The organism is Thermodesulfobacteriota bacterium (genome assembly GCA_040753795.1).
Classification (GTDB): Bacteria; Desulfobacterota; Desulfobacteria; order Desulfobacterales; family Desulfosudaceae; genus JBFMDX01.
Genome location: JBFMDX010000002.1, coordinates 407,473 through 429,123 on the forward strand (window position 1 = coordinate 407,473; position 21,651 = coordinate 429,123).

16 protein-coding genes, 1 tRNA gene and 1 other RNA gene are annotated in these 21,651 nt (G+C 56.8%); 12 read left to right on the top strand and 6 right to left on the bottom strand.

Annotated elements, in window-relative coordinates:
- Window positions 1–2: 2 nt before the first annotated feature.
- Window positions 3–1,835 (top strand): DNA primase, encoded by a 1,833-nt coding sequence (gene dnaG, locus AB1724_04670; GenBank protein MEW6077081.1) that lies wholly within the window; start codon window positions 3–5, stop codon window positions 1,833–1,835.
- Here dnaG and AB1724_04675 read toward each other — a convergent pair.
- Window positions 1,761–2,183: a hypothetical protein gene (locus AB1724_04675; GenBank protein ID MEW6077082.1), complete on the bottom strand. Its 423-nt coding sequence runs from the start codon at window positions 2,181–2,183 to the stop codon at window positions 1,761–1,763. The two genes, dnaG and AB1724_04675, sit on opposite strands and share 75 nt — an antisense overlap.
- On the opposite strand from AB1724_04675, the gene rpoD reads away from it, so the two are divergent.
- The 10 genes from rpoD (at window position 2,170) to lnt (ending at window position 14,595) form a co-directional block, all read left to right on the top strand.
- Entirely contained in the window at window positions 2,170–3,954 is a 1,785-nt protein-coding gene (rpoD, locus tag AB1724_04680) for an RNA polymerase sigma factor RpoD (protein MEW6077083.1), read from the top strand. The genes AB1724_04675 and rpoD overlap by 14 nt on opposite strands.
- Window positions 3,955–4,054: 100 nt before the next feature.
- Window positions 4,055–4,127, top strand: a tRNA-Ile gene (locus tag AB1724_04685).
- Window positions 4,128–4,286: 159 nt separating this feature from the next.
- The gene (locus AB1724_04690) at window positions 4,287–5,408 is read left to right on the top strand and encodes a Nif3-like dinuclear metal center hexameric protein (GenBank protein MEW6077084.1); all 1,122 of its coding nucleotides are present in this window, start codon (window positions 4,287–4,289) and stop codon (window positions 5,406–5,408) included.
- Window positions 5,409–5,433: 25 nt separating this feature from the next.
- Window positions 5,434–6,165: a C4-type zinc ribbon domain-containing protein gene (locus AB1724_04695; GenBank protein MEW6077085.1), complete on the top strand. Its 732-nt coding sequence runs from the start codon at window positions 5,434–5,436 to the stop codon at window positions 6,163–6,165.
- A 7-nt stretch (window positions 6,166–6,172) separates the two neighbouring features.
- Window positions 6,173–6,569, top strand: an RNA gene (rnpB, locus tag AB1724_04700) — RNase P RNA component class A.
- A gap of 31 nt (window positions 6,570–6,600) precedes the next feature.
- On the top strand, window positions 6,601–7,917 hold the full coding sequence (locus tag AB1724_04705; GenBank protein ID MEW6077086.1) for an HPr family phosphocarrier protein: 1,317 nt from the start codon (window positions 6,601–6,603) through the stop codon (window positions 7,915–7,917).
- Between the two features lie 23 nt (window positions 7,918–7,940).
- Window positions 7,941–8,639 carry a 2-C-methyl-D-erythritol 4-phosphate cytidylyltransferase gene (gene ispD, locus AB1724_04710; protein MEW6077087.1) on the top strand — a complete coding sequence of 233 codons (699 nt, stop codon included), beginning with the start codon at window positions 7,941–7,943 and terminating at the stop codon, window positions 8,637–8,639.
- Window positions 8,636–11,254: a PEP/pyruvate-binding domain-containing protein gene (locus AB1724_04715; GenBank protein ID MEW6077088.1), complete on the top strand. Its 2,619-nt coding sequence runs from the start codon at window positions 8,636–8,638 to the stop codon at window positions 11,252–11,254. Before ispD ends, AB1724_04715 begins: the two co-directional genes overlap by 4 nt.
- A 148-nt stretch (window positions 11,255–11,402) precedes the next feature.
- The gene (locus tag AB1724_04720) at window positions 11,403–13,061 is read left to right on the top strand and encodes an AMP-binding protein (protein MEW6077089.1); all 1,659 of its coding nucleotides are present in this window, start codon (window positions 11,403–11,405) and stop codon (window positions 13,059–13,061) included.
- A gap of 31 nt (window positions 13,062–13,092) precedes the next feature.
- Window positions 13,093–14,595: an apolipoprotein N-acyltransferase gene (gene lnt, locus AB1724_04725; protein ID MEW6077090.1), complete on the top strand. Its 1,503-nt coding sequence runs from the start codon at window positions 13,093–13,095 to the stop codon at window positions 14,593–14,595.
- Here the strand turns inward: lnt and AB1724_04730 are convergent.
- Together AB1724_04730 and AB1724_04735 are read right to left on the bottom strand one after the other, a co-directional pair.
- Window positions 14,572–15,687 carry a lipase secretion chaperone gene (locus AB1724_04730; GenBank protein ID MEW6077091.1) on the bottom strand — a complete coding sequence of 372 codons (1,116 nt, stop codon included), beginning with the start codon at window positions 15,685–15,687 and terminating at the stop codon, window positions 14,572–14,574. The genes lnt and AB1724_04730 overlap by 24 nt on opposite strands.
- A 72-nt stretch (window positions 15,688–15,759) precedes the next feature.
- Window positions 15,760–16,659 carry an alpha/beta fold hydrolase gene (locus tag AB1724_04735; GenBank protein MEW6077092.1) on the bottom strand — a complete coding sequence of 300 codons (900 nt, stop codon included), beginning with the start codon at window positions 16,657–16,659 and terminating at the stop codon, window positions 15,760–15,762.
- Window positions 16,660–16,872: 213 nt separating this feature from the next.
- Between AB1724_04735 and AB1724_04740 the strand changes: the two genes are divergently transcribed.
- Window positions 16,873–18,918, top strand: coding sequence for a sigma-54 dependent transcriptional regulator (locus AB1724_04740; protein MEW6077093.1), 2,046 nt, complete (start codon window positions 16,873–16,875; stop codon window positions 18,916–18,918).
- A 72-nt stretch (window positions 18,919–18,990) separates the two neighbouring features.
- On the opposite strand, the gene AB1724_04745 is transcribed toward AB1724_04740, so the two are convergent.
- The 3 genes from AB1724_04745 to AB1724_04755 are packed head-to-tail and all read right to left on the bottom strand — an operon-like array spanning window position 18,991 to window position 21,552.
- Window positions 18,991–19,992 (bottom strand): energy-coupling factor ABC transporter ATP-binding protein, encoded by a 1,002-nt coding sequence (locus AB1724_04745; protein ID MEW6077094.1) that lies wholly within the window; start codon window positions 19,990–19,992, stop codon window positions 18,991–18,993.
- Between the two features lie 10 nt (window positions 19,993–20,002).
- Window positions 20,003–20,689, bottom strand: a complete 687-nt coding sequence (locus tag AB1724_04750) for an ABC transporter permease (GenBank protein MEW6077095.1) — start codon at window positions 20,687–20,689, stop codon at window positions 20,003–20,005.
- Between the two features lie 29 nt (window positions 20,690–20,718).
- On the bottom strand, window positions 20,719–21,552 hold the full coding sequence (locus AB1724_04755; protein ID MEW6077096.1) for a substrate-binding domain-containing protein: 834 nt from the start codon (window positions 21,550–21,552) through the stop codon (window positions 20,719–20,721).
- Window positions 21,553–21,651 lie beyond the last annotated feature (99 nt).

Consider the following 21,651-nt stretch of genomic DNA (forward strand, 5'->3'; position numbering starts at 1 on the left):
CGTTGTCCGGTTATATCCCTGAAGACAAAATCGCGGAAATCCGCAATACCGCGGATATTGTCGATGTCGTGTCCGAAGCGGTCATCCTGAAGAAAGCCGGTAAAAACTACCTGGGCCTCTGTCCGTTTCATCAGGAAAAAACCCCCTCTTTCACGGTCAGCCCCGACAAGCAGATGTTTCACTGTTTCGGATGTCATGAAGGCGGAAACGTTTTTACCTTTCTGATGAAGCATCAGGGCGTCTCGTTTCCCGAAGCCGTCCGGATGCTTGCCCGACGTTACGGAATCGCCCTTCCCCGGGAAGAGATGTCGCCTCAGCAGGAGAGGGCCGACTCGGAAAGGCAGCGAATGCTGTCCGTTAACGCCCTGGCGGCTGAGTTTTTTCAGGCATGCCTGGCCGGGGAAGAGAAGGGCAAATCCGCCCGGGCGTATTTGGCCAAACGCGGCCTGACCCGGGAAGCAGTGGAGATGTTCAGGCTGGGGTATGCGCCGGCCGGATGGGACAACCTGATGAATCATCTGGAGAGAAAGCACATATCCCCTCGGGTCGCGGAGCAGGCCGGACTGGTCGTTAAAAAACAGTCGGGCGGATACTACGACCGTTTTCGTGACCGGATCATGTTCCCGATTACCGATGTGGCCGGTAGAATTATCGCCTTCGGCGGCCGGGTCATGGATGATTCTCTGCCCAAATACCTGAATTCTCCTGAAACGGCCCTTTACAACAAACGGCGTGTGTTGTATGGCCTGGAGTCGGCCAGGCGAAAGTGCCGGGAGACGGGCGTCGTCTATATCACCGAAGGATACATGGATTTTCTGGCGGTCTACCGGCACGGGATTGAAAATGTCGTGGCCACGCTGGGAACCGCGATGACGGTTGAACATGTGCGTCTTTTGAAAGGGTACGTGACCAAAGCCGTCATGGTTTTTGACTCGGATGAGGCCGGCATCAAGGCTGCACGGCGGGGCATTGATCTGTTTACCGAGGAAAAATCGATCAAGCCGTTTATCCTTTCCCTTCCGGAAGGACACGACCCGGATTCCTATCTGATGAAACACGGCGCCGACTCTTTTCTGCGTCTTGCCGCCGATGCACAGGAGGCCATGTTGTACGTAATCAACGAGGCCGTTCGGAAACACGGGCTGTCCGTGGATGGCAAGCTCCGGGTTATATCGGAAATGGAACCGGTCCTGGCCGGTATCGATGATGATCTGGCCAGGTCCCTCTATGTCAAGGAGCTGGCGGAGCGAATCGGCATTGAGGAACGGGCGCTGCTGGACAGAATCAACAAAGCCGCGGTCGCGTTAAAGGCCGCTCCCGCCGGTGGTGATGCCGGGCAGCCGGTCGGCGATGACGGACCGCCGCCACCGAATACCCGTCAGGATTTCGGCTCAAGAAGATATCGACTGGAACGGCAGGTGGTGGGGATGATGTTGCATGCGCCTTTTCTGCTGCCGGAAATCGAACAGATGGATATATTGAATTTTTTCGAAAATGTTACGCTGGCGGCGCTGGGCAAAATCATCCTGCGTCAGCGTCACGATATTGAACAGGGCGGGGTCGACATTACGGCCCTGGTCGAAAACGAGGAACAGCGGCGGGAGGTGACTTCCCTGCTGGTGGGGGATGAATTGGGGTTCGGCGAGTGGAAAGAGGATGACTGTCGTAAATTGCTGCAGCAGTTCATGTCGATATGTCGCCGCCAGGATGGGGGACTGAACGCGCGCATTAAATCCGTCGCCGATAATCAGGATGATCAGCTACTGGAGAAATTGTTGCAGGTAAAACGCAAACAGCTGCAACTGATAAAGGACAGGATCCAAATTATTGAATGAGGGGAGAAGCTTTATGGCGCGAATATCTTCTGGGAAAAAGGTGGCATCTTCATCGAAAAAGCAGAGACCGGCCGCAAAGGATAAAACCCTGAAAAAATCCGTTTCGGGGCGAAAAGCCGCACCCGACAGGAGAACGGCGCCAGCCAGAAAAACCGCACCGCCGAAACCAGCCGCGCGTAAATCCGCGTCGGTACAGAAATCTGCGCCAGCCCGGAAGCTTGAGCCAGTTCGGAGGTCCGCGTCGACACGAACGCCTGCGCCAGCTCGGAAACCCGTGCCACAAAAGACTGACGCCCGAAAACCCATTGCTGTGAAGGCTCCGGTTAAGAAAAAGATGGTCGCGACCAAGGCGGGCAGCCCGAAGCTCTCCAGCGAAGACGTTGTGGTGGAAAAACCGTCGGTAAAACAGAAGTTGAGCAGGATTATTGCCAAAGGGAAAAAGCAGGGAGTATTGACTTACGAGGAGGTTGAGAGGGAGATGGCGGACAAGGAGATCGCTGAGGATCAAATCGAAGAAGGAATGGCTTGCCTGGAAGAGGAAGAGATCCTTGTCGTTAAAGACGTTGATCAGGAAAATCATAAGAAGGCGTCTCTGAAAAGCGGCGCCGAGAAGCGGGCGGTCGCGGCCTATGGAGGGGTCGGCGATACGGTGAAAATGTATCTCCGGGAAATGGGGATGGTGACGCTTTTAAGCCGGGAAGGCGAGGTGGAAATCGCCAAAAAAATCGAAGCCGGCGAGCAGGAAGCGTTAAAAGGCATGCTGGAGACCGCCATTGGGGTCGAAAGCATCATTGCCCTGGGTGATAACATCGAGTCCGGCAATTTACGGCCGAAGTTTGTTTTAAAAGACGTGGATGAAGGAGACGTCAGCGAAGACGAGGAGCGGCGTGTCGAGGGATTTCTTGAGGCTATCCGTGTGATCAAACAGTTGGATGCGGAGAATTACACCCAGCGAGAGGAACTGCTGGCGCCGAATTTATCGGAGGCGGAGCGAAAGCGGGTCCGGGAAAACGTGGCGCGCCGGAGCGCCAGAATATTTGAGCTTCTCATGGGTTGGCGGATTGAAAATGAGGTGATGGTAAATATCGAAAAGCGAATCATGGCTGAACTGGACTGGTTTGACCAGCAGAACAAAGCAATTGAATCCTGTGCCGGAGAGGCCGGGATGAATGCCGCGGCCGTCACCGTACGATCCAACCTGAAGAGCCGGAGCGGTTTTGTCAATTGGGTCGGAGTCCGTTCCAAACTGACCAGAAAGGATATGGGAGAGGTTTACAACCGGCTTAAGGAGCTTGACGAGCAGATCGATATTCGCGAAAGAGCCCTGATGGCCGACAGTCGTTCGTTAAAGCGGGTGATGGTCAAAGTGGCGGAAGGGTATTCCCGCGCCAAGGACGCCAAAGGGGAACTGGTCCAGGCCAACCTGCGCCTGGTGGTCAGCATCGCCAAGAAGTATACCAACCGTGGACTGCAGTTCCTGGACCTGATCCAGGAGGGGAATATCGGCCTGATGAAGGCGGTGGATAAGTTTGAATACCGGCGGGGATATAAATTCAGTACCTATGCCACCTGGTGGATCCGACAGGCGATAACCCGGGCCATTGCGGACCAGGCCCGGACCATCCGGATACCGGTGCACATGATCGAAACGATCAATAAGTTGATCCGGACTTCCCGCTATCTGGTGCAGGAGCGGGGGTATGAGCCGTCACCCGAGGAGATCGCGGAAAAGATGGAGGTCTCTCTGGAAAAGGTCCGGCGGGTGTTGAAGATTGCCCGGGAGCCGATTTCTCTGGAGACGCCCATCGGCGAGGAGGAGGATAGCCACCTGGGCGACTTCATCGAAGACAAGAAATTCATGATTCCGTCGGAAGCGGCCGTCAACCTGAACCTGTCCCAGCAGACCCGTAAAGTCCTGGCGACATTGACGCCGCGGGAAGAAAAGGTGCTGCGGATGCGCTTTGGTATTGGCGAAAAGGCGGACCACACCCTGGAGGAGGTCGGCAAGGATTTCGCGGTAACCCGCGAAAGGATCCGGCAGATAGAGGCGAAAGCCTTGAGAAAATTGCGGCATCCCACCCGCAGCAAAAAGCTGAAGCATTTTATGGAAGAGGGCTAACCCGTAAATTCCATGATTTTTTCGGCAACATATTATTGACAAATATGGCCCGATCAACCACAATCCTGATTTGTGAATTGATCGGAAAATCGCAGCCTTCGGGCCCATAGCTCAGCTGGAAGAGCCACCGGCTCATAACCGGTCGGTCCCTGGTTCGAACCCAGGTGGGCCCACTTTTTAAGGGCAGAGAGCCGGATATGGCGATCAGGAACAGGCAAGACCGTTATGAGTCGAAGGAGTAAAAAACCCGCCCGGTCAACGGGTGGAATATCGTTTCCCAGGGGCGTGGTGTCTTTGACATCATGCCCTTTTTATTTGTGGAGAGATTTGCCATGACTGTGACCGTCGCTGACATGGCCGGGCTCATGAACCGGCTGGCTCCGCCGGAACTGGCGGAGTCATGGGATAACTGCGGCCTTCAGGCGGGCAGTTACGGCTGGAGCGCTGATCTTGTCTGGGTTTCCCTGGACCCCTCCTACGAGGTTATTGCCGCCGCCTGCGCCGCCGGGGTCAACCTGCTGATTACCCATCATCCACTGCTGCTGTCGGGAATCAAAAATATTGACTTTGAGAGCATGCCCGGCCGCGCCATCCGCTTGGCCGCTGAACACCGGTTGTCCATATTCAGCGCCCATACCAGCCTGGACAGCGCCGACGGCGGCCTGAACGACGTCTGCGCCGAAAGGCTGGAGTTGACCGAAACCCGGGTGCTGGCCTCGCCTCGTCAACCGGACTACCGGAAACTGGCGGTGTTTGTTCCGGAAACCCATGAGACTGTCGTTCTGCGGGCGCTTGAGGACACCCCGGCCGGCGTTTATGGAGCGTACTCCTGTTGCTCCTTCACGGTTCGGGGCACGGGCCGGTTCAAGCCCTCCGCCGGCGCCTCTCCTTTTATCGGAACCGCCGGCGAAGTGGCCACGGCCGATGAGGTCAGGATTGAAACCATCGTGGCCGCGGACGATCTGCAAGGCGTCATCGAACGGATTCGATCCGTTCATCCTTACGAGACCATGGCCTATGATGTCTTCCCCCTGGCCGGATCAGTGGGAAAGGCCCGGGGAATGGGTCGGGTCGGCCGGATGAAAACCCCCATGCCGCTGGCCGCCTTTGCCGATTTTGTCAAAGAGCGGTTTGGCGCCGATCATGTGAGGATGGCGGGTGATCCTGATCTGACCGTCGCCAGTGTGGCGGTCTGTTCCGGCAGCGGGTCAAGCCTCATGGGTGATTTTTTCGCTTCCGGGGCCGATGCCTTTGTGAGCGGAGAGTTTAAACATCATAACGGGCTGGCGGCACGGGAGGCGGGCCGGGGCCTGGTGGACGCCGGACATTTTGAAACTGAACGGCTGGTGGTGGGCCTGCTGGTCCGCCGACTTCGGGAACTGGCGGCCGAGGCAGGTCTGACGCCAGCTATTCAGGGGGTTGAGCAGGAAAAGAGCCCGTTTTTACGGGTATAATTAATATGGACGGGAGACCAGGTTTATGCGGGAAGTTACCAGGGAAGAGATGGACGTGCTGATCCGTTTGCAGGCCAATGAAGATGACAAGACGAAAGTCCAGGCGGTGTTAAACAGGCTACCGGAGCAGATCGCGCTGCTGGACCAGCAGATGGCGGAAGAGGAAAAGCGGATAAAAGATCGCGAACTATCATGGAACGAACAGAAAAAGCGATACCGGGACAGCGAGGCCGAAGTCAAGACCCGGCAGGAGAGCATCCGCAAAAGCGACCAGAAACTGATGTCGATCAAAAGCAACAAGGAATATCAGGCGGTGTTGACGGAAATTGAGGATCTCAAACGCCAGATTGCCAAACTGGAAGACGGCATGCTGAAGATTCTGTTTGATCTGGAGGAAGAGGAAAAAACCCTGGCCCGGGACCGCAAGGACTGGGAGGCTGAAAAATCACGGTTTGCGGAAGAGCGGCGGGATCTGGAATCACAGCAGCAGGAAGAGGAAAATCGGCTGGCCGCTCTGGCCGATGAATGGCGCCGGATAGCCGAAAGCGCTCCCCGGCCCCTGCTTAACCATTACCTGGAGGTGCGCGGCCGGATTCCCGGCGGCAAGGCGGTGGCCGTGGTCAGGGAGTATGTCTGTCAGGGGTGTTTCATGAATATTCCCGCCCAGATGTATAATGAACTGCATACCACAAATATATTGAGATTTTGTCCGTTTTGTAACAGGATCATTTACGTCAACAACAGGAAAGAAGAGTAAATACGGTCGGAGCGGCCCAGGCGGTCGCTGCAACTAAAAACGGTTGTGGAGGAAAGTCCGAACACCGCAGGGCAGGATGCTTCATAACGTGAAGTCACGGCGACGTGAAGGAAAGTGCCACAGAAAATATACCGCCCGGCGATCGCGGCCTTCATGGTCGCGGATGCCGGGTAAGGGTGAAAAGGTGCGGTAAGAGCGCACCAGATCTCCGGGTGACCGGGGATGCTTGGTAAACCCCATCCGGTGCAAGGCCAAATAGGGAAGCGTTTGAGGGCGGCCCGTCCAAGCTTCCGGGTAGGTCGCATGAGGCGCCGGGTGACCGGTGTCCCCAGATGAATGACCGCCGCCCCGCCCGGGGAAACCCGGTCGGGGAACAGAATTCGGCTTACGGGCCGCTCCGGCCTTATTTTCCAGGAAAAATAAAGGTAGAGAACAGTGAGCGCAACCTATTGCGAAATCGGTTTTTCCCAAAAGCTGCGGCAATACTCGGATGACTACCTTCAGTGCTGCCAATTTCTGGCCAGATGTGAGTCGCCGGAGTCGCTCTTCACCAAGAAACTGTATTCCAAGCTGATGGCATCGTCTCACCTGGTCGAAGATTTTCTTGATTTTCACGGCGCCAAAAACAACCGCAACTGGTATCTGTTCCGGGAGCTGTCCGCGGCCGTGCGGCACTTGAGCATGGCCGGCTATATCCAGGAGCATATTTCAAACCGCCTTATCTTTTATGATCTTAACCACAAAGCCGTTTTCGAAAAAGAGGGTGAGGATACCCGTCATTTCCTGAGCCGCACCCTGATCTCCCTGGCCCCGGCTATTCTGGCCGAAGCGGCGCGATTGAACCTGCCCCTGCCGGAAAAGGAATTCTCCAGCGAGGATTTTCCCAGCGCGGTCACCTGTGAAATGCTTGAATTCGATATCGACGATGAACGGCCCCGGCAGGAACAGCAGAAGAAGAATATCGTCAAGGTGACCAGCGATTTTCTCAACATCGCCAAACAGTTTGAAGAGTACGGCATCTACGAGAAGTGCGACCCGGATGAGATCCGGACACTGGTTCCGGAGAAGGTCAACGAGGTGCTGATCCGGCGGTTTGAAATGCTGGTCCACAACCTGCAGTCTTCCTTTGACACCTATATCATCTACGGCGGTCTGCGCTACGGCGATCGCAAGCTGAAGGAACTGCGCAGTTACTTTTCGGTCGTCTATCATCTCTTCGATTTTATCGGCAAGCTGCTTCATTTTTATGAGCGTCATTTTTTTGTTCCCCGGGAAGGAGAGAAAAGCGTTTATAAAAATGTTCAAAATGCCCTGTTTTCGCTGATCGACGCCGAGGCGCTGCTGGATAAAATCGTTAATTATGGCCTTTTTTATTCCTACCAGTTTCTGTCCGACGGCAAACGCCTGGCATTGAAAATCCTCAATGAGAACATTGAGCGGGGCCATATCGAGGTGGGGATTCCGGTAGAGCTGGGCTTTCACAGCCGCCCCAGCCTGCTGGTGGCAAAAATTGTCCAGTATTACGGCGGCGAGGTCAACCTGAAGGTCGGCAACGACACTTTTGACGCCAGCAGCGTGCTGGACATCCAGTGGGCCGGCGGGAAGATCAGCCGGGAGAAAGCCAAAGCCGTCGTTTTTGAAGGGGATGTCCGGGCCTTAAAAGACATTCAGATTCTGGCCGACGTCAACTACGGCGAGGATTCCATGGGCAAGGGCATCCCTTTGCCCCGGGAGCTGGATTATCTCAAATAGTCGCGCGCGCGTAAGGAGACCGAATGGTATCGGCCCTGATTGTCGCCGCCGGAAAAGGCGAACGCCTGCCCGGTGCGCTGGCCAAACAATATCTCCCCCTGTCCGGCCGGCCGGTGCTGTGCCGCACCTTGGAAGTGTTTGCCGCGTGCGCCATCATCGACGATATTTTCCTGGTTGTGCCTCAAAAGGATTTCGTTTACTGCCGGGAGACTATTCTGCCGCAGGTGGCCAGGGACGTTACGCTGGTGGCCGGAGGCGATCGGCGTCAGGACTCGGTTTTTAACGGTTTGCGGGCCATGAGTCCGGACCGGGAGCGAGTGGTGGTGATCCACGACGGGGTTCGCCCTTTTGTCACCTGCCGGCTGATTCAATCCTGCCTCGACGGTATCCGGGATGCGGACGGTTGTATCGCCGCCGTCCCGGCCAGCGACACCCTTAAGGCGGTGGACAAAGACGGCCGGATTACCGGCACCATCGACCGCGCCGCCGTGTGGCTGGCCCAGACCCCCCAGGCCTTTCGTTATGGCGTGCTGCTTGAGGCCCATCAGCAGGCGGCGGCCGGAGGCTGGCGGGTAACCGATGACGCCGCCCTGCTGGAACGACTGGGCCGAATCGTGCGGGTCGTTTCAGGATCGGCCGCCAATATCAAAATCACCACTCCCGCTGACCTTCGCCTGGCCGGGGCCATGACCGGGCGAATGGGTATGGAGCCGACGGCATGATCCATTATACCCGCGTCAGCACCGGCTGGGAGAGCCTGGACGCCATTATCGACCATCTGCGGACGGGCGATAACGTGGTCTGGCAGGTGGACAGCCTGGACGACTATCAGCGGGTGGTCACCCCCTTTGTCAACGAAGCCCTGGCCCGCGGGGATCGGCTTGTCTATCTGCGGTTCGGCCGGCACACGGCGCTGCTGGAAGACCGATCCGGCCTGACGATTTACCGTCTGCAGACGGAAAACAGTTTTGAATCTTTTTCCGCCCAGGTGCATACCATCATCACCCGGGAAGGCCGGGATGTCTGTTATGTCTTCGACTCCCTGTCCGATCTGCTGCACATGTGGGCCACGGACCGGATGATCAGCGACTTCTTTTTCATTACCTGCCCGTACCTGTTTCAACTCAACACCATCGCCTATTTCGCCCTGCTGCGTAACAGCCACTCCTACAAGGCCATCGCCCGTATCCGGGAAACCACCCAGGTACTGATCGACATTTATAATTACAAGGGCCGCATCTGCGTCCATCCCATCAAAGTGCAGCATCGCTATTCGCCGACCATGTTTTTCCCCCACATCAAGGAAAAAGAGACGCTGGTGCCGGTCATCAACAGCGTCGAAGCCACCCAGCTTTTTTCTCATCTGTCCCAGTCCAGCATGACCGGCGCCCACCGCCACCTGGATTACTGGGACCGTCTCTTCATGGAGGCCCGTGCCCTGCTGACGTCCGAAGCCGGATCCGAAGAGCGACAGGATATGGTGCAGCAATTGAGCCGCCTGATGATGACCCGAAACAAGCGGCTGCTGGCCATGATCCGGCAATATTTTTCCCTGGAGGATCTGCTGCAGATCAAGGAGCGCCTCATCGGCACCGGTTTTATCGGCGGCAAGTCGGTGGGCATGCTGCTGGCCCGCAGGATCCTGTCCCGGGACGACGCTTTCGATTGGCAGCACACTTTGGAACAGCATGATTCCTTTTATATCGGTTCGGATGTATTTTACTCCTTTATCGTTCAGAACGGCTGGTGGCAGACCTTCATGGCCCACAAGACCCGGGAGGGATATTTTGTCAGGGGCCGGGAGTTGAAGGAAAAGATTCCAGCAGGGACGTTTCCCGAGGAAGTCGTGGAACGGTTGACCCTGATGCTGGAATATTTCGGTCAGTCTCCCATTATTGTGCGCTCCAGCAGCCTTCTGGAGGACGCTTTCGGCAGCGCCTTTGCCGGCAAGTACGACAGTTTTTTCTGCGTCAACCAGGGATCGCCGGAAAGACGGTATGAAGAGTTTGAACGGGCCGTGCTGCGCATCTTCGCCAGCACCATGAGTGAAGACGCCCTGACGTATCGTCGTCAGCGGGGTCTGGACCAGGCCGACGAGCAAATGGCGCTGCTGGTGCAGCGGGTGTCGGGGGCCTATCACAAATCCTATTTTTTCCCCGAACTGGCCGGGGTGGGCCTGTCACACAATCCTTTTGTCTGGAAGAAGGGAATGGATCCCGAAGCGGGTATGGCGCGGCTGGTGTTTGGTCTGGGCACCCGGGCCGTGAACCGGGTGGAAAACGACTATCCCCGAATCGTGGCCATGGATGATCCGCTGGTCAAGCCCCTGACCGGCATGGAGGACATCCGCCGCTTTTCCCAGCATTTTGTCGACCTGTTGAATCTGGAGGCCAACCAGATCGAAACAATGCCCCTGGCCGAACTGCTGAAAAGGGAAGTGCCGCAACGCATAGACCTGATCGCCATCCGGGACACCGAAGCGGCCCGGCTGATGCGGGAACTGGGACGGCCGGAAGAAGACCAGCTGGTGCTGACCTTTGATCCGTTTCTGTCCCGGACCGCCTTTGTCGACATGATGAAACGGCTGCTTTCCCGGCTGGAAACGGTTTACGACAATCCCGTGGATGTGGAGTTTACCGTTAACTTCGATCAGAACGAAGTCATGCAGATCAATCTGCTTCAATGCCGGCCATTCCAGACCCTGGGCGATCATCCCGGCAATCCGGCGCCGCCGGCCGCGGACGTCGACAACACCATCATCCGCGTGGCCGGCAATTTCATGGGCGGCACTATCCGGCGGCCTGTCTCCCGGATTATCCTGGTAGATCCCCAGCCGTACGCCGAGCTTTCCATGTCGGAAAAATACAGCGTCGCGCGGCTGATCGGCAAACTCAACAGACTGATTGAAGGCCGGGACCGGCAACCCACCCTGCTGATGGGACCCGGACGCTGGGGGACCCATTCCCCGGCCATGGGCGTACCGGTCAGCTTTTCCGAAATAAACCAGGTGACGGCCATCGCCGAGATCAGCTACCAGAGCGGCAGCCTGATCCCGGATCTTTCCTTCGGCACCCATTTCTTTCATGATCTCATCGAAACCGGTATTTTTTATCTGGCCATTTATCCCGAAGACCCGGATGTGATTTTCAATCTGGAGTGGATATACGCTTTGCCCAACCGGCTTCCGGCCCTGGTGCCGGACAGCATACGACTGGCTCATGTGGTCAGCGTGGTCGACACGGCCCTGGCCGGACTGACCCTTCAGTCCGATATGGCCACCCGCACGGTTTCCTGTTATCTGGCGCCGCCGTCCGGGCGCCCACCCCGGCAACCGTGAAAAATCCGGGGGATCACCGTAACCGGGGCCCCTGCAAAAACGATTGACAGGCGACGGCAAGAAACCATAAACAATACTAACAGTAACAATTTGTTATATTTCCGGATCCGGGGTGTCTTGTCATCCTAATTGACGGAGGAGACCTGAAATGGAAAAAATATGGTTGTCCAGTTACGCGCCAGGAGTGCCTGCCGAGATCGATCTTTCCGAGTACGCATCCATTCCCCACATCATGGAAACCGCCTATGACCGTTTCGCGGACAAGCCGGCCTTCCACCAGATGGGCAAGACCATCACCTACCGGGAACTGCGGCAACTATCCCGGCAGTTTGGCAGCTACCTGCAGAACGAGCTCAACCTTCAGCCCGGGGCGCGGGTGGCCCTGATGATGCCCAACGTTCTCCAGTACCCGGTGTCGCTTTTCGGCATCCTGTCGGCGGGGATGGTGGTGGTCAACGTCAATCCCCTCTACACGGCCCGGGAGCTCCAGCACCAGCTTAACGACGCGAGTGCGGAGACCATCGTCATCTTCGCCAATTCCGCCCATGTCCTGGAAGAGGTCGTGGCCCGGACGCCCGTCAGAAACATTATCATCACGGGCATTGGCGACATGCTCGGCTTTCCCAAGTCGCTGCTGGTCAACACGGTTATCAAGCACGTCAAAAAGATGGTTCCCGCTTACGACCTGCCCCGGGCGGTGCCTTTTATGCAGGCCCTTTCCCGGGGGAATGCCGCGAACTTCCGGCCGGCCGACGTCAAACAGGAGGACATCGCCTTCCTGCAATACACCGGCGGCACCACCGGCGTTTCCAAGGGCGCCGTGCTGACGCATCGCAACATCGTGGCCAATGTCCTCCAGGCCCGGGCCTGGATCCGGAAGCAGATCACCGAAGGCAGCGAGATCATGATCACGCCGCTGCCGCTTTACCACATATTTTCGCTGACGGCCAATTGCCTGGTCTTCTCCTCCATCGGCGCCCTGAACGTGCTGATCACCAACCCTCGGGATTTTCCCCATTTCGTCAAGGAGCTGAAGAAGTGGAAGTTCACCGCCATGACCGGCGTCAACACACTTTTCAATGCCCTGCTGAACACCGAGGGGTTTAACACGGTGGACTTTTCCCACCTCAAAACCTCCCTGGGCGGCGGTATGGCGGTGCAGGAACCGGTGGCCCGGCGCTGGAAGGAGGTCACCGGCGTGACTCTGGTGGAAGCCTACGGCCTGACCGAAACCTCGCCGGCGGCCTGCATGAATCCGATCCATATCAAGGAATACAGCGGTTACATCGGCCTGCCCATCTCCTCCACCCTTGTTTCCATCCGCGATGACGAGGACAGGGAGGTGCCGTTAAATGAGGTTGGCGAAATCTGCATCCAGGGCCCTCAGGTTACAAAGGGCTATTATAACCGACCGGAGGAAACGGCCAGGGTCTTCACCGCCGACGGTTTTTTCAAGACCGGTGACATGGGGTATATGACCGAACAGGGTTACGTCAAGCTGGTGGACCGCAAGAAAGACATGGTCAACGTGTCGGGCTTCAACGTCTATCCCAACGAGATCGAGGAAGTCGTCATGACCCATCCCAAGGTGATGGAAGCCGCGGTCATCGGCGTGCCCGACGATAAGAGCGGTGAGGCGGTCAAGCTCTTTGTGGTCAAAAAAGATTCTTCCCTGACCGTGGACGAGATCAAGGATTTCTGCAAAAAGAACCTGACGGGCTACAAAGTGCCCAAGCATTACGAGTTCAGGGATATCCTGCCTAAAACCAACGTGGGCAAGATCCTGCGCAAGGACCTGCGGGGATAGCAGGCCAATTTCGAAGGAGATGTAGCCGCCGATGGCTCTGGCGCCTCTGTCCGCCATACTCTTTACGGTCGCTTTTTCCATCAATTCGTTGTGGTGGATTTCGTTTGTGGCCCTTTTCCCGTTGTTGTTGTCCCTTGAAAGGGCAACGACATGGAAAGCGCTTGTCGGACGGATAACCCTGTTCTCGATCGTTTTTTCTTCCGGCATGGGTTACTGGGTGTTCAACGCCCTGACGGGACATTATCGGCTGCCCGTGGCTACGGCGGCTCTGTTCTTCTGCCTGGCTCTGATGTTGCCGGTCTGGCTGATTCACCTGACATTTGCCCTCTTTTACCGGTTTTTACACAACCGGAGTCTGGTTTTTTATGCCCTGGTGGTGCCCGGTCTGTGGGTGCTGGGCGATTACGTCAAAAGCACGATTCCGCTGCTGGTCCCCTGGGGCGACCTGGGTTATGCCCTGGTGAACTGGCCGGCCTATTTCCAAATGGTCGATCTGGGCGGGGTTTACCTGGTTTCTTTTTTTGGGGTGATGTTCAACGCTCTGCTGATCCCCCTGGCCGCAACCGGCCGCTCTGGTCAACGGCAATCAGAGAGCAGGCCTAAAACAGCGTCATTGCTGCTGGCCCTGGTAATAGCTGTGCCCTGGGGCTACGGATCAGCCCGGCGTTATCTGATGACTGCCGCGCCTTCCGTCGGAAAGTCAACGCCTGTCGTCATTGTTCAGGGCAATTTTTCACCTGAAGACCGCTGGGGGGGCCTGGGGTTTTACCAGCAACTGAAAACCTATATCGAACTCAGCGGCGTGTCGGCGGACCCGGGAAGGGCTGGCGTCATTGTCTGGCCGGAAACCGTACTCAATCGTCCGGAAAGTCTGACCGAACCGTTCTTCGCGGATCTGGCCCGGATGCTGGGTGAAAATAATTTACTGATCGCCGGCGGGCTGAAACATGACCGGCAGCAACAGGGCGTTTTCAATTCCGTTTATGTGATCGACGGAGGCCGCCCCCTGCAACGATATGACAAGCATATTCTCCTGCCGTACTCGGAAAGGGCGCCGCTGATCGGCCCTTTTTTTCGTTTTTATAACGCTCCGGAGCGGTTTGTGCCGGGCACGACACCGGCCTGTCTGATGACGTCCCTCGGCCGGGTGGGGATATCCGTCTGTTTTGAGATCCTCTACCCGGGCTATGTCCGACGGTCCGTGAAGCAGGGTGCCGCGTTTCTGGTCAATGTATCCAACGACTCCTGGTTCGGCGATTCGGCCATGCCCCGCTGTCATCTGCGGGCGGCCCGGGCCCGGGCCGTGGAGACCGGCCGCTGGCTGCTGCGGGCTTCCAACAGCGGCATTTCCGCCGTGATCGCGCCGGATGGAAGCCTGATGGCCAGCAGTGATCTGTTTCGCGCCCAGCGGATTTCCGGATCATTTTCGCGTTTAACGGGGACAACGGTTTATACGCGGTGGGGGGACTGGCTTTTCTTTTTCCTGCTGGTGGTGCTGGCGGCCTCACTTTTACGGGCCGGAATCCGGCGTTAATCCGGCCTTTTTGAGCTGCTCCTGCCTGGCGGTTTCAATCGCTTCCCTTCTTTTCATGGCCTCGGCCTGATCGCCGAGCATCTGCTGCCGCAGTTGGTCGATCTGCTCCTCCCTGGCTTCTTCAGAAAGCGAGGTGTCCTCTGAAATTTTCTTTTCCGCCGAGAAATAGGCCTGCTCCTGCTGCTGCCGTTCCGCCGCCTGCCGTTCCACGTCTTTTATTCGCTCGACGGCATCCGGCTGCAGATACTGATTGCGGATGTCGTCAATGGCGGCCTGGCGCTCGGCTTCTCCGGTAATCTCAGCCAAGTCTTTCTGGTGCATGGCCAGGGCGGCCTGGTATTTTTCATAGGGGTCCGATCCCTGGGATACCGCCTCAGAATCCGCGGAGTCGCCCCACATATCCTGCGTCAGCCGGTCCAGCTGGGTCTGTTTGTCCGCGGCATACAGGGTGCCGTCGTTGACAATGGCGGCTCGCCGGATACTGTATTCCTTTTCCTTGACCTGCTCGCCGAACAGCTTGTCCGCCAGTTCCCGGCCCAGAGACCCCCGTCGAAACTCCTGAACCTTTCTTAACAGTTCCAGGCCGTTTTCGGCCGTGGTGACCGGCCCGAAGCGTGCCGTCAAATCGGCCACGGCTATTTCGCAATCCAGATACCGCTGATATGTGGCGTAGAGCCGGCCGGCCTCTTCAGGAGGAAACTGGGAGAAAATTTTCTCTTTGACCTGAGCCAGATGATCTTCGCGGGAAGTTGCCTGGCGAAACTCATGACCCAGCCAGGTAAAATAGTGCAGGGTGGTTCCCGAGCTGACAATAATTTGAGAAAAAAGGTCCTTAATGACGGACCCCTCTCCCGGTGGCCCTTCGTCCGGTATTCCCCCTTTGTCATCACCCGGCAGGGTCTGTTCATGGGTCTTTATGGCCGTGATCTGTTCTTTTGATGCCGCAATCTGCTCGATTGCCGGGCCGGTGGCGCGGTCAAAAATATAGGCTGTGTCTTCCGGCGCAGGCTGCCGCGTGTACAAGCCAATCAACAGGCCCAGTAACAGCAGGCCGACAAAAGCGAAAATGATTCTTCCATTAATGCCCTTCATCGTTTCTTCCCAAAAAAAACAGGGGCCGCCCTTCGGCTGCCCCTGTCTGTCTCCTGATTTATTCAAACCGGTTTAATAGCCGCGGGCTTTCAAGTCCTTTACAATATCCACGAAAAACTGCGGCGCGTCAAATCCCGGCGTTACCCCGAACAACTGACCGACAATGTTGAGGTGATCGCAGCCGGTGCTGTACCAGGCGGCCTCCTGCACTCCGCGGAAATTGCCCCATTTGGCGCTTTCCACGCTGACCAGCCCGTCATTGGCCCCTTCTTCGACCAGCATGACCAGCCAGGTCGGATTCAGAATGACGCTGGGACAGGCTGTTTTGGCCTTGGCGGCCCAGCTCTGGTAGTAAATGCCGGGCATGTTGGGCGTGTTGGGGTTAAAGGTGTTGATCATGTAATCCGGGCAGATATCAAGGGCGTTCTGCAGGGAATCGGGGCTGGTGTCCCCGAAAATAAAAGCGTAAACAAAATCGATGACATCACCGCCGGCGGCCAGCAGCCAGTCAGGCAATTCATACATGATCAGGGAAGCGATGGAACTGCCCCGGTGAGGGCCGGCCAGGCTGGTGTAGCTGGCCACATAGGGCGCCAGGCCGAGGTTGGAGATGGCATAGCGGGTATAGATGGTCCCGTGGGAATGGCCGATGATATTGACTTTTTTGGCGCCGGTCGCGGCCATGATTTGCATGACCTGCTGCTTGAAACTAGCGGCTTTGTTGGCGGTGCTGTCCATGGCGTTGACCGTGGTACAGTAAACGCTGGCGCCTTGCTTTTGCAGTGCCGGCACAATACCCCACCAGTAATCCACGATACCCAGAACCTTCGTCGAAGCGCCCATGCCGTGTGCCAGTATAACGGGATAGCGGGTGTTGCAGGTGTAGGTGTTGCTTCCCCCGGCCAGGGCCATGCTTGTCAGGCTGATGCTTACCATGAGTCCAACGGCTAAAATAACAGCTAATTTTTTCATTCCTTGCTCCCTCTTTTTTATTGGTTTCCCCTTTAGCGAGCGTCTTTCTTGGCTATTGATTGAGCAACAACCGTGCCGTTATTTTCATTAAACATATTCAGTATGTTGCAAAACACATGGTTTCCTGTTCGCCGGATATGACGTTTTCGGTTGTCATATATGACAAAATTAACTATTATTGTCATATACGGCAACTTTTCTGGGGGTACAGCCATGACTGTTGAACTGGATTCCTTGGTCCGTCGCGTACATCAGCAAATTCTTGAAGCAACACCCTACACGGCACTTGAAGATGCTTATCATTATATAAAGCATACTTTTCCGATAGACCGGATTTATGTGGTCCAGTTTGACCCGGACCGTCACCTGATGCGGGTTCTGGCCCAGGCTTCCGAAACCGGGGCTGAAAAAACCAATTTCGTGTTTGAAGCCATGCCCGATCTGGTTATGGATCCCTTTAAGCAGGGGGTTGTACCGGAAACATACATCATCAATGACCCCTCAACGGATGTGGTTGGTAACCATATCTATAAAAGAGGCAAAGCCGCCAACTGGTCATCCTTGAACCTGAATTTCGCGGGAAAGCCCCCTGATTGCGGCACCATTTTTTTCGCTGCCGATGGTACTAACAGAATTACCGAAGAACACACCCGTCTGATTACCGATCTGAAAGGATCGCTCCAGCTGATTTTTGAAAGCATTGTTAAAGACCACCAACAGACCGACATTCTGCCATCGTTAAAAGAGCCGATAGAAAACACCGATGAAATATTCCGTCAGGTTACCCGGCGGTTATGCGGCAATCTTGACCTGCAGGCCGGCGTATCCCATTGCCTGCAATACTTAAGCAGATTCATGCCGGGGCAGACAATGATTGTTTACCACTGGGAAGAGGGGCTTAAGTCCTTCCGGGTTCTGGCGGAAAGTTACGGATTTATCGCCGACAGAATTGAGTCGATCATGCCCTGGGGGCAGGAAAAATTACTGGCCGAGGATATTTTAAGATTAGGGAAAACCAGGCTCATCAATCAACCGGGACTCGATCCCACCATGGAGGCTTACGTTAATCACTTCGGAACCGACTGGTCGGTCCTGGTCATGCTCCTCCTTGATAAGGATATGCCGATCGGCGTGGCCAGCCTGGGTACGGAGGGGCGCAACGTGCTGACCGAGGATCACCTGCGGCTCTTTTCCCAGCTGCATGATCCCTTTTTTATCGCCTTTTCAAACCACATGAAGCACCGGGAAATCATCCGGCTCAACAAACTCCTGGAAGAAGAAAAACAGTTTCTTCAAAAGGAACTGCATCATCCCGTGACCGGCGATATTGTCGGCGGCAACTTCGGTTTAAAGGGGGTGATGGAAATGTCCCATCTGGTCGCCGGCCAGGACAGCCCGGTACTGCTTCTGGGGGAAACCGGCGTGGGCAAGGAGTTGATCGCCAATTTTATTCATCAGCACTCGGCCCGCAAGGACGGCCCGTTTATCCGGGTCAACAGCGGTGCCATTCCGGAAACACTTATTGACAGCGAGCTGTTTGGTCATGAGAAAGGGGCCTTTACCGGCGCCGTCAGCCAGAAGATCGGTCGTTTTGAACGCGCCCACGGTGGAACTATTTTTTTAGATGAAATCGCCGAGCTGCCCCTCCGGGACCAGGTGCGTCTGCTGCGGGTGCTGCAGAATAAAATCATCGAGCGCGTCGGCGGTACCGAATCGATCTCCGTTGATATCCGGGTCATCGCCGCCACCAACCGGAACCTGGAAGAGATGGTGGCCGAAGGCAAGTTCCGGGAGGATCTCTGGTTCCGTCTCAATGTCTTTCCCATCAAGATCCCTCCCCTGCGCGCCAGGAGAAGCGATATCCCCGCCCTGGTGGACCATTTTATTGAACAAAAGTCCCGGGAGCTCAAATACCGTAAGCGACCCACCCTGGCGCCGGACGCCATCGTCCGCCTGAAAAATTATTCCTGGCCGGGCAATGTCCGCGAACTGGAAAACGTGGTGGAGCGGGAACTTATTTTAAGTAAAGGCGGTCCGCTTCTATTTCAAACCATTACCCAGGAGCCAACCGAAGAGACCCTGCCGGACAGGCACCCGGCCGATCGGGAAGTGCTGTCACTGGACGAGGCCATGAGCCGCCACATCAAACACGTTCTGGATCTGACCAAAGGCCGCATCCACGGCCCGAATGGCGCCGCGGCCATGCTCCAAATCAATCCCAGTACCTTGCGAAACCGGATGAAGAAGCTGGGGATATAATCCTTTTTTTGCCGCGTCATGAAAAACAGGGATGCCGTTCCCTTATTGAAAATTATGTGAGGACGCGAATCATCAGATCCACATGATCGGTGTCATGTCGTAATAAACGGTCAGTTCCTTGCCCGGATAGAGGCCGTGGGCGGCGATCTCTTCAGACGTCAGCCGGATGTTCAGCACCAGGTTGCCGGCAGCCAGGGTCAGCAGGATTTTCCCGGAATTTTTTTCCATGATCAGGCGGGTGATGAGGGTTCTGATGGGGAAGGTGTCCGGCGGCGGCTCTCCGGATAGAAGCGCCCGACACTCGACCACCGCCGAGGAGCGATTCGAAGGCGGCCGGCTCACCCGCACCGTTTGACCGTCGGACAGGGCTTTTTCCCAAAAAACCCCGCCCGGGGAACGCCACGGACCGGGAATGACGTTCCGGTCTCCGGCGGGCCAGACCCGGCCCTGATGAATCTGAAAGACCTGATCGCAGATTTCATACAGCCAGTGCAGGTCATGGCCGGCCACCACCACCGTCGTGCCCCAGTCGTCTACCGCCCGCCGGGCCGCCTCGCTGATCAGGCGGGCGCTCTCGGCGTCGACATTGGCCGTGGGTTCGTCCAGGAGCAGGACCTGCGGCCTGACAGCCAGGCGCGCGGCCATGGCGACCCGCTGGCACTCCCCGCCGGAGAGCGCTTCCGGTCGCCGGCGGCGAAAGCCATCGGCAGGCAGCCCCACCAGGGCCAGCGCCTCCTCAACCCGCCTGTCCAACCCCTCCTTCAGGCCCCGCAGGCGCAAACCGTAAGCGACATTCTCGAAAACCGTGCGGTTGAGCAGAAACGGGGTCTGGGGCAGAAAAGTGGTGACCAGGCGCCGTCCGGCAGACGGGGAATCGCCCCGAAACCGGACTTGTCCGCCATCCGGTTGAATAATAAAAGCCAGAATTTTGAGCAGGGTTGTTTTGCCGCTGCCGTTGGGACCGATCAGGCCCGTGATCATGCCGCCGGGAATCCGCAGCTCCGTTATCTCCAGGACCGGCTTCCGGTCATAGCCGTAAACGACATCCGTCAGGCGATAAATTACGTCAGGCATTTTTTGATCTTTAGCGCCTCTTCAAAAACATCACGCCCAGGTTGACCGTCAGCGCGATCAGCAGCAGCACCAGCCCCAGGGCGATGCCCATGGCAAAAAGTCCCTTGTTGGTCTCCAGGGCGATGGCCGTGGTGATGGTGCGGGTATGCCACTTGATGTTGCCGCCGACCATCATGGAGATCCCTACCTCGGTCATGACCTTGCCGGCGGCCACCAGGGCCGCCGTGACCAGGCCATGGCGTGTTTCCCAGAGGCTGGTCAGCAATATCTGCCGGCGGTCGGCGCCCAGGGACGTCAGGGTCAGGCGCAGATTTCTGTCCGCCTCTTCCGTGGCGGTGGCGGTCAGGGCCATGACCACCGGCAGGGCCAGAAGGGTCTGACCGATGGCGATGCCCGGCAGGGTGAACAGCAGCCCCATTTCACCCAGAGGGCCCCGGGAGGAGATCAGGGCATAGACCAGCAGACCGATGAAGACCGTAGGTAAAAACAGCATCGTGTCCAGAAACAGTCGGACCTGCCGCTTGCCCGGGAAATCGGAATACCCCAGGAGAAATCCGGCCGGCAGGCCGATGACCAGGCTGGCCCCCATGGACATGGCCGATACCCGCAGGCTGGCGTAAACCGCCGAATAGGTTTCGGGATCGCCGGTGGCCAGCAGGCACACGGCTTCGATGATTCCGGCAACGATAAAATCCATAAGGCATCCTGGCGGCCTGAAGACCGCCGCTACAGTGCGTTGGCAAAAAACAATTGTTGCCCCATGAGGCGGAAATCATTGATCAGTTTCTGCCCCGTCGGGCCCGCCATCCAGGCGGCAAACACCCTGGCGCCGTCGATATCGACCCCGGGGCATTTTCCGGGATTGACGGCCATGACGCTGTACTGATTCTTCAACCGCGCGTCTCCTTCCACCAGGATAGCCAGGGCCGGGCTGCCGCCCGCGGCGGCGCCGTATTTGATGTAAGTGCCGCGATCGGTCAGGGTGTAGCCGTTTTTCTCGGCCGCGATATTAATCGTCGCCAGCATGCCCTGGCCGGTCTGAACATACCAGGATTCCCTGTCCGGAACTGTTGCTGCCGCGGCTTTCCATAACACCAGTTCCTGCTGGTGAGTCCCGGAATTGTCCCCCCGGCTGACGAAAGCCGCCTTTCTGTCCCGCAGGGTCGCCAGTGCTTCAGCCGCGGTTTTACCCTTGATCCCGGCCGGATCAGCCGCCGGCCCGATGATGATAAAATCGTTATACATCACCTCGCGCCTCTCCACGCCATACCCGTCGGACACGTATTTTTTTTCCGATTCCGGCGCGTGCACCAGCAGCACCGAGACATCACAGTTTTTTCCCAACTCCAGCGCCTTGCCGGTTCCCGTGGCCGTCCACTTCAGGTCGATACCTGTATCTTTGAGGAGAAACGGCGCCAGGTAATCGAGCAGGCCGGTGTCGTCAGTACTGGTGGTGGTGGCCATCATCAGCGTTTTTGCGGCCGACTCTTCGGCCCTGGATAAAACCGGCGGCAGCATCACCGCTAAAAGCATTGTCAGGATCACCACATATTTTCTCATATGTCACCTCTCCACTGGTTTCTTTCCATGAAAATGCGCTTATGCACTTTTGGGTCATTTGGTGAATACAGGCAATAATCAGGCAATATACTATCGGAT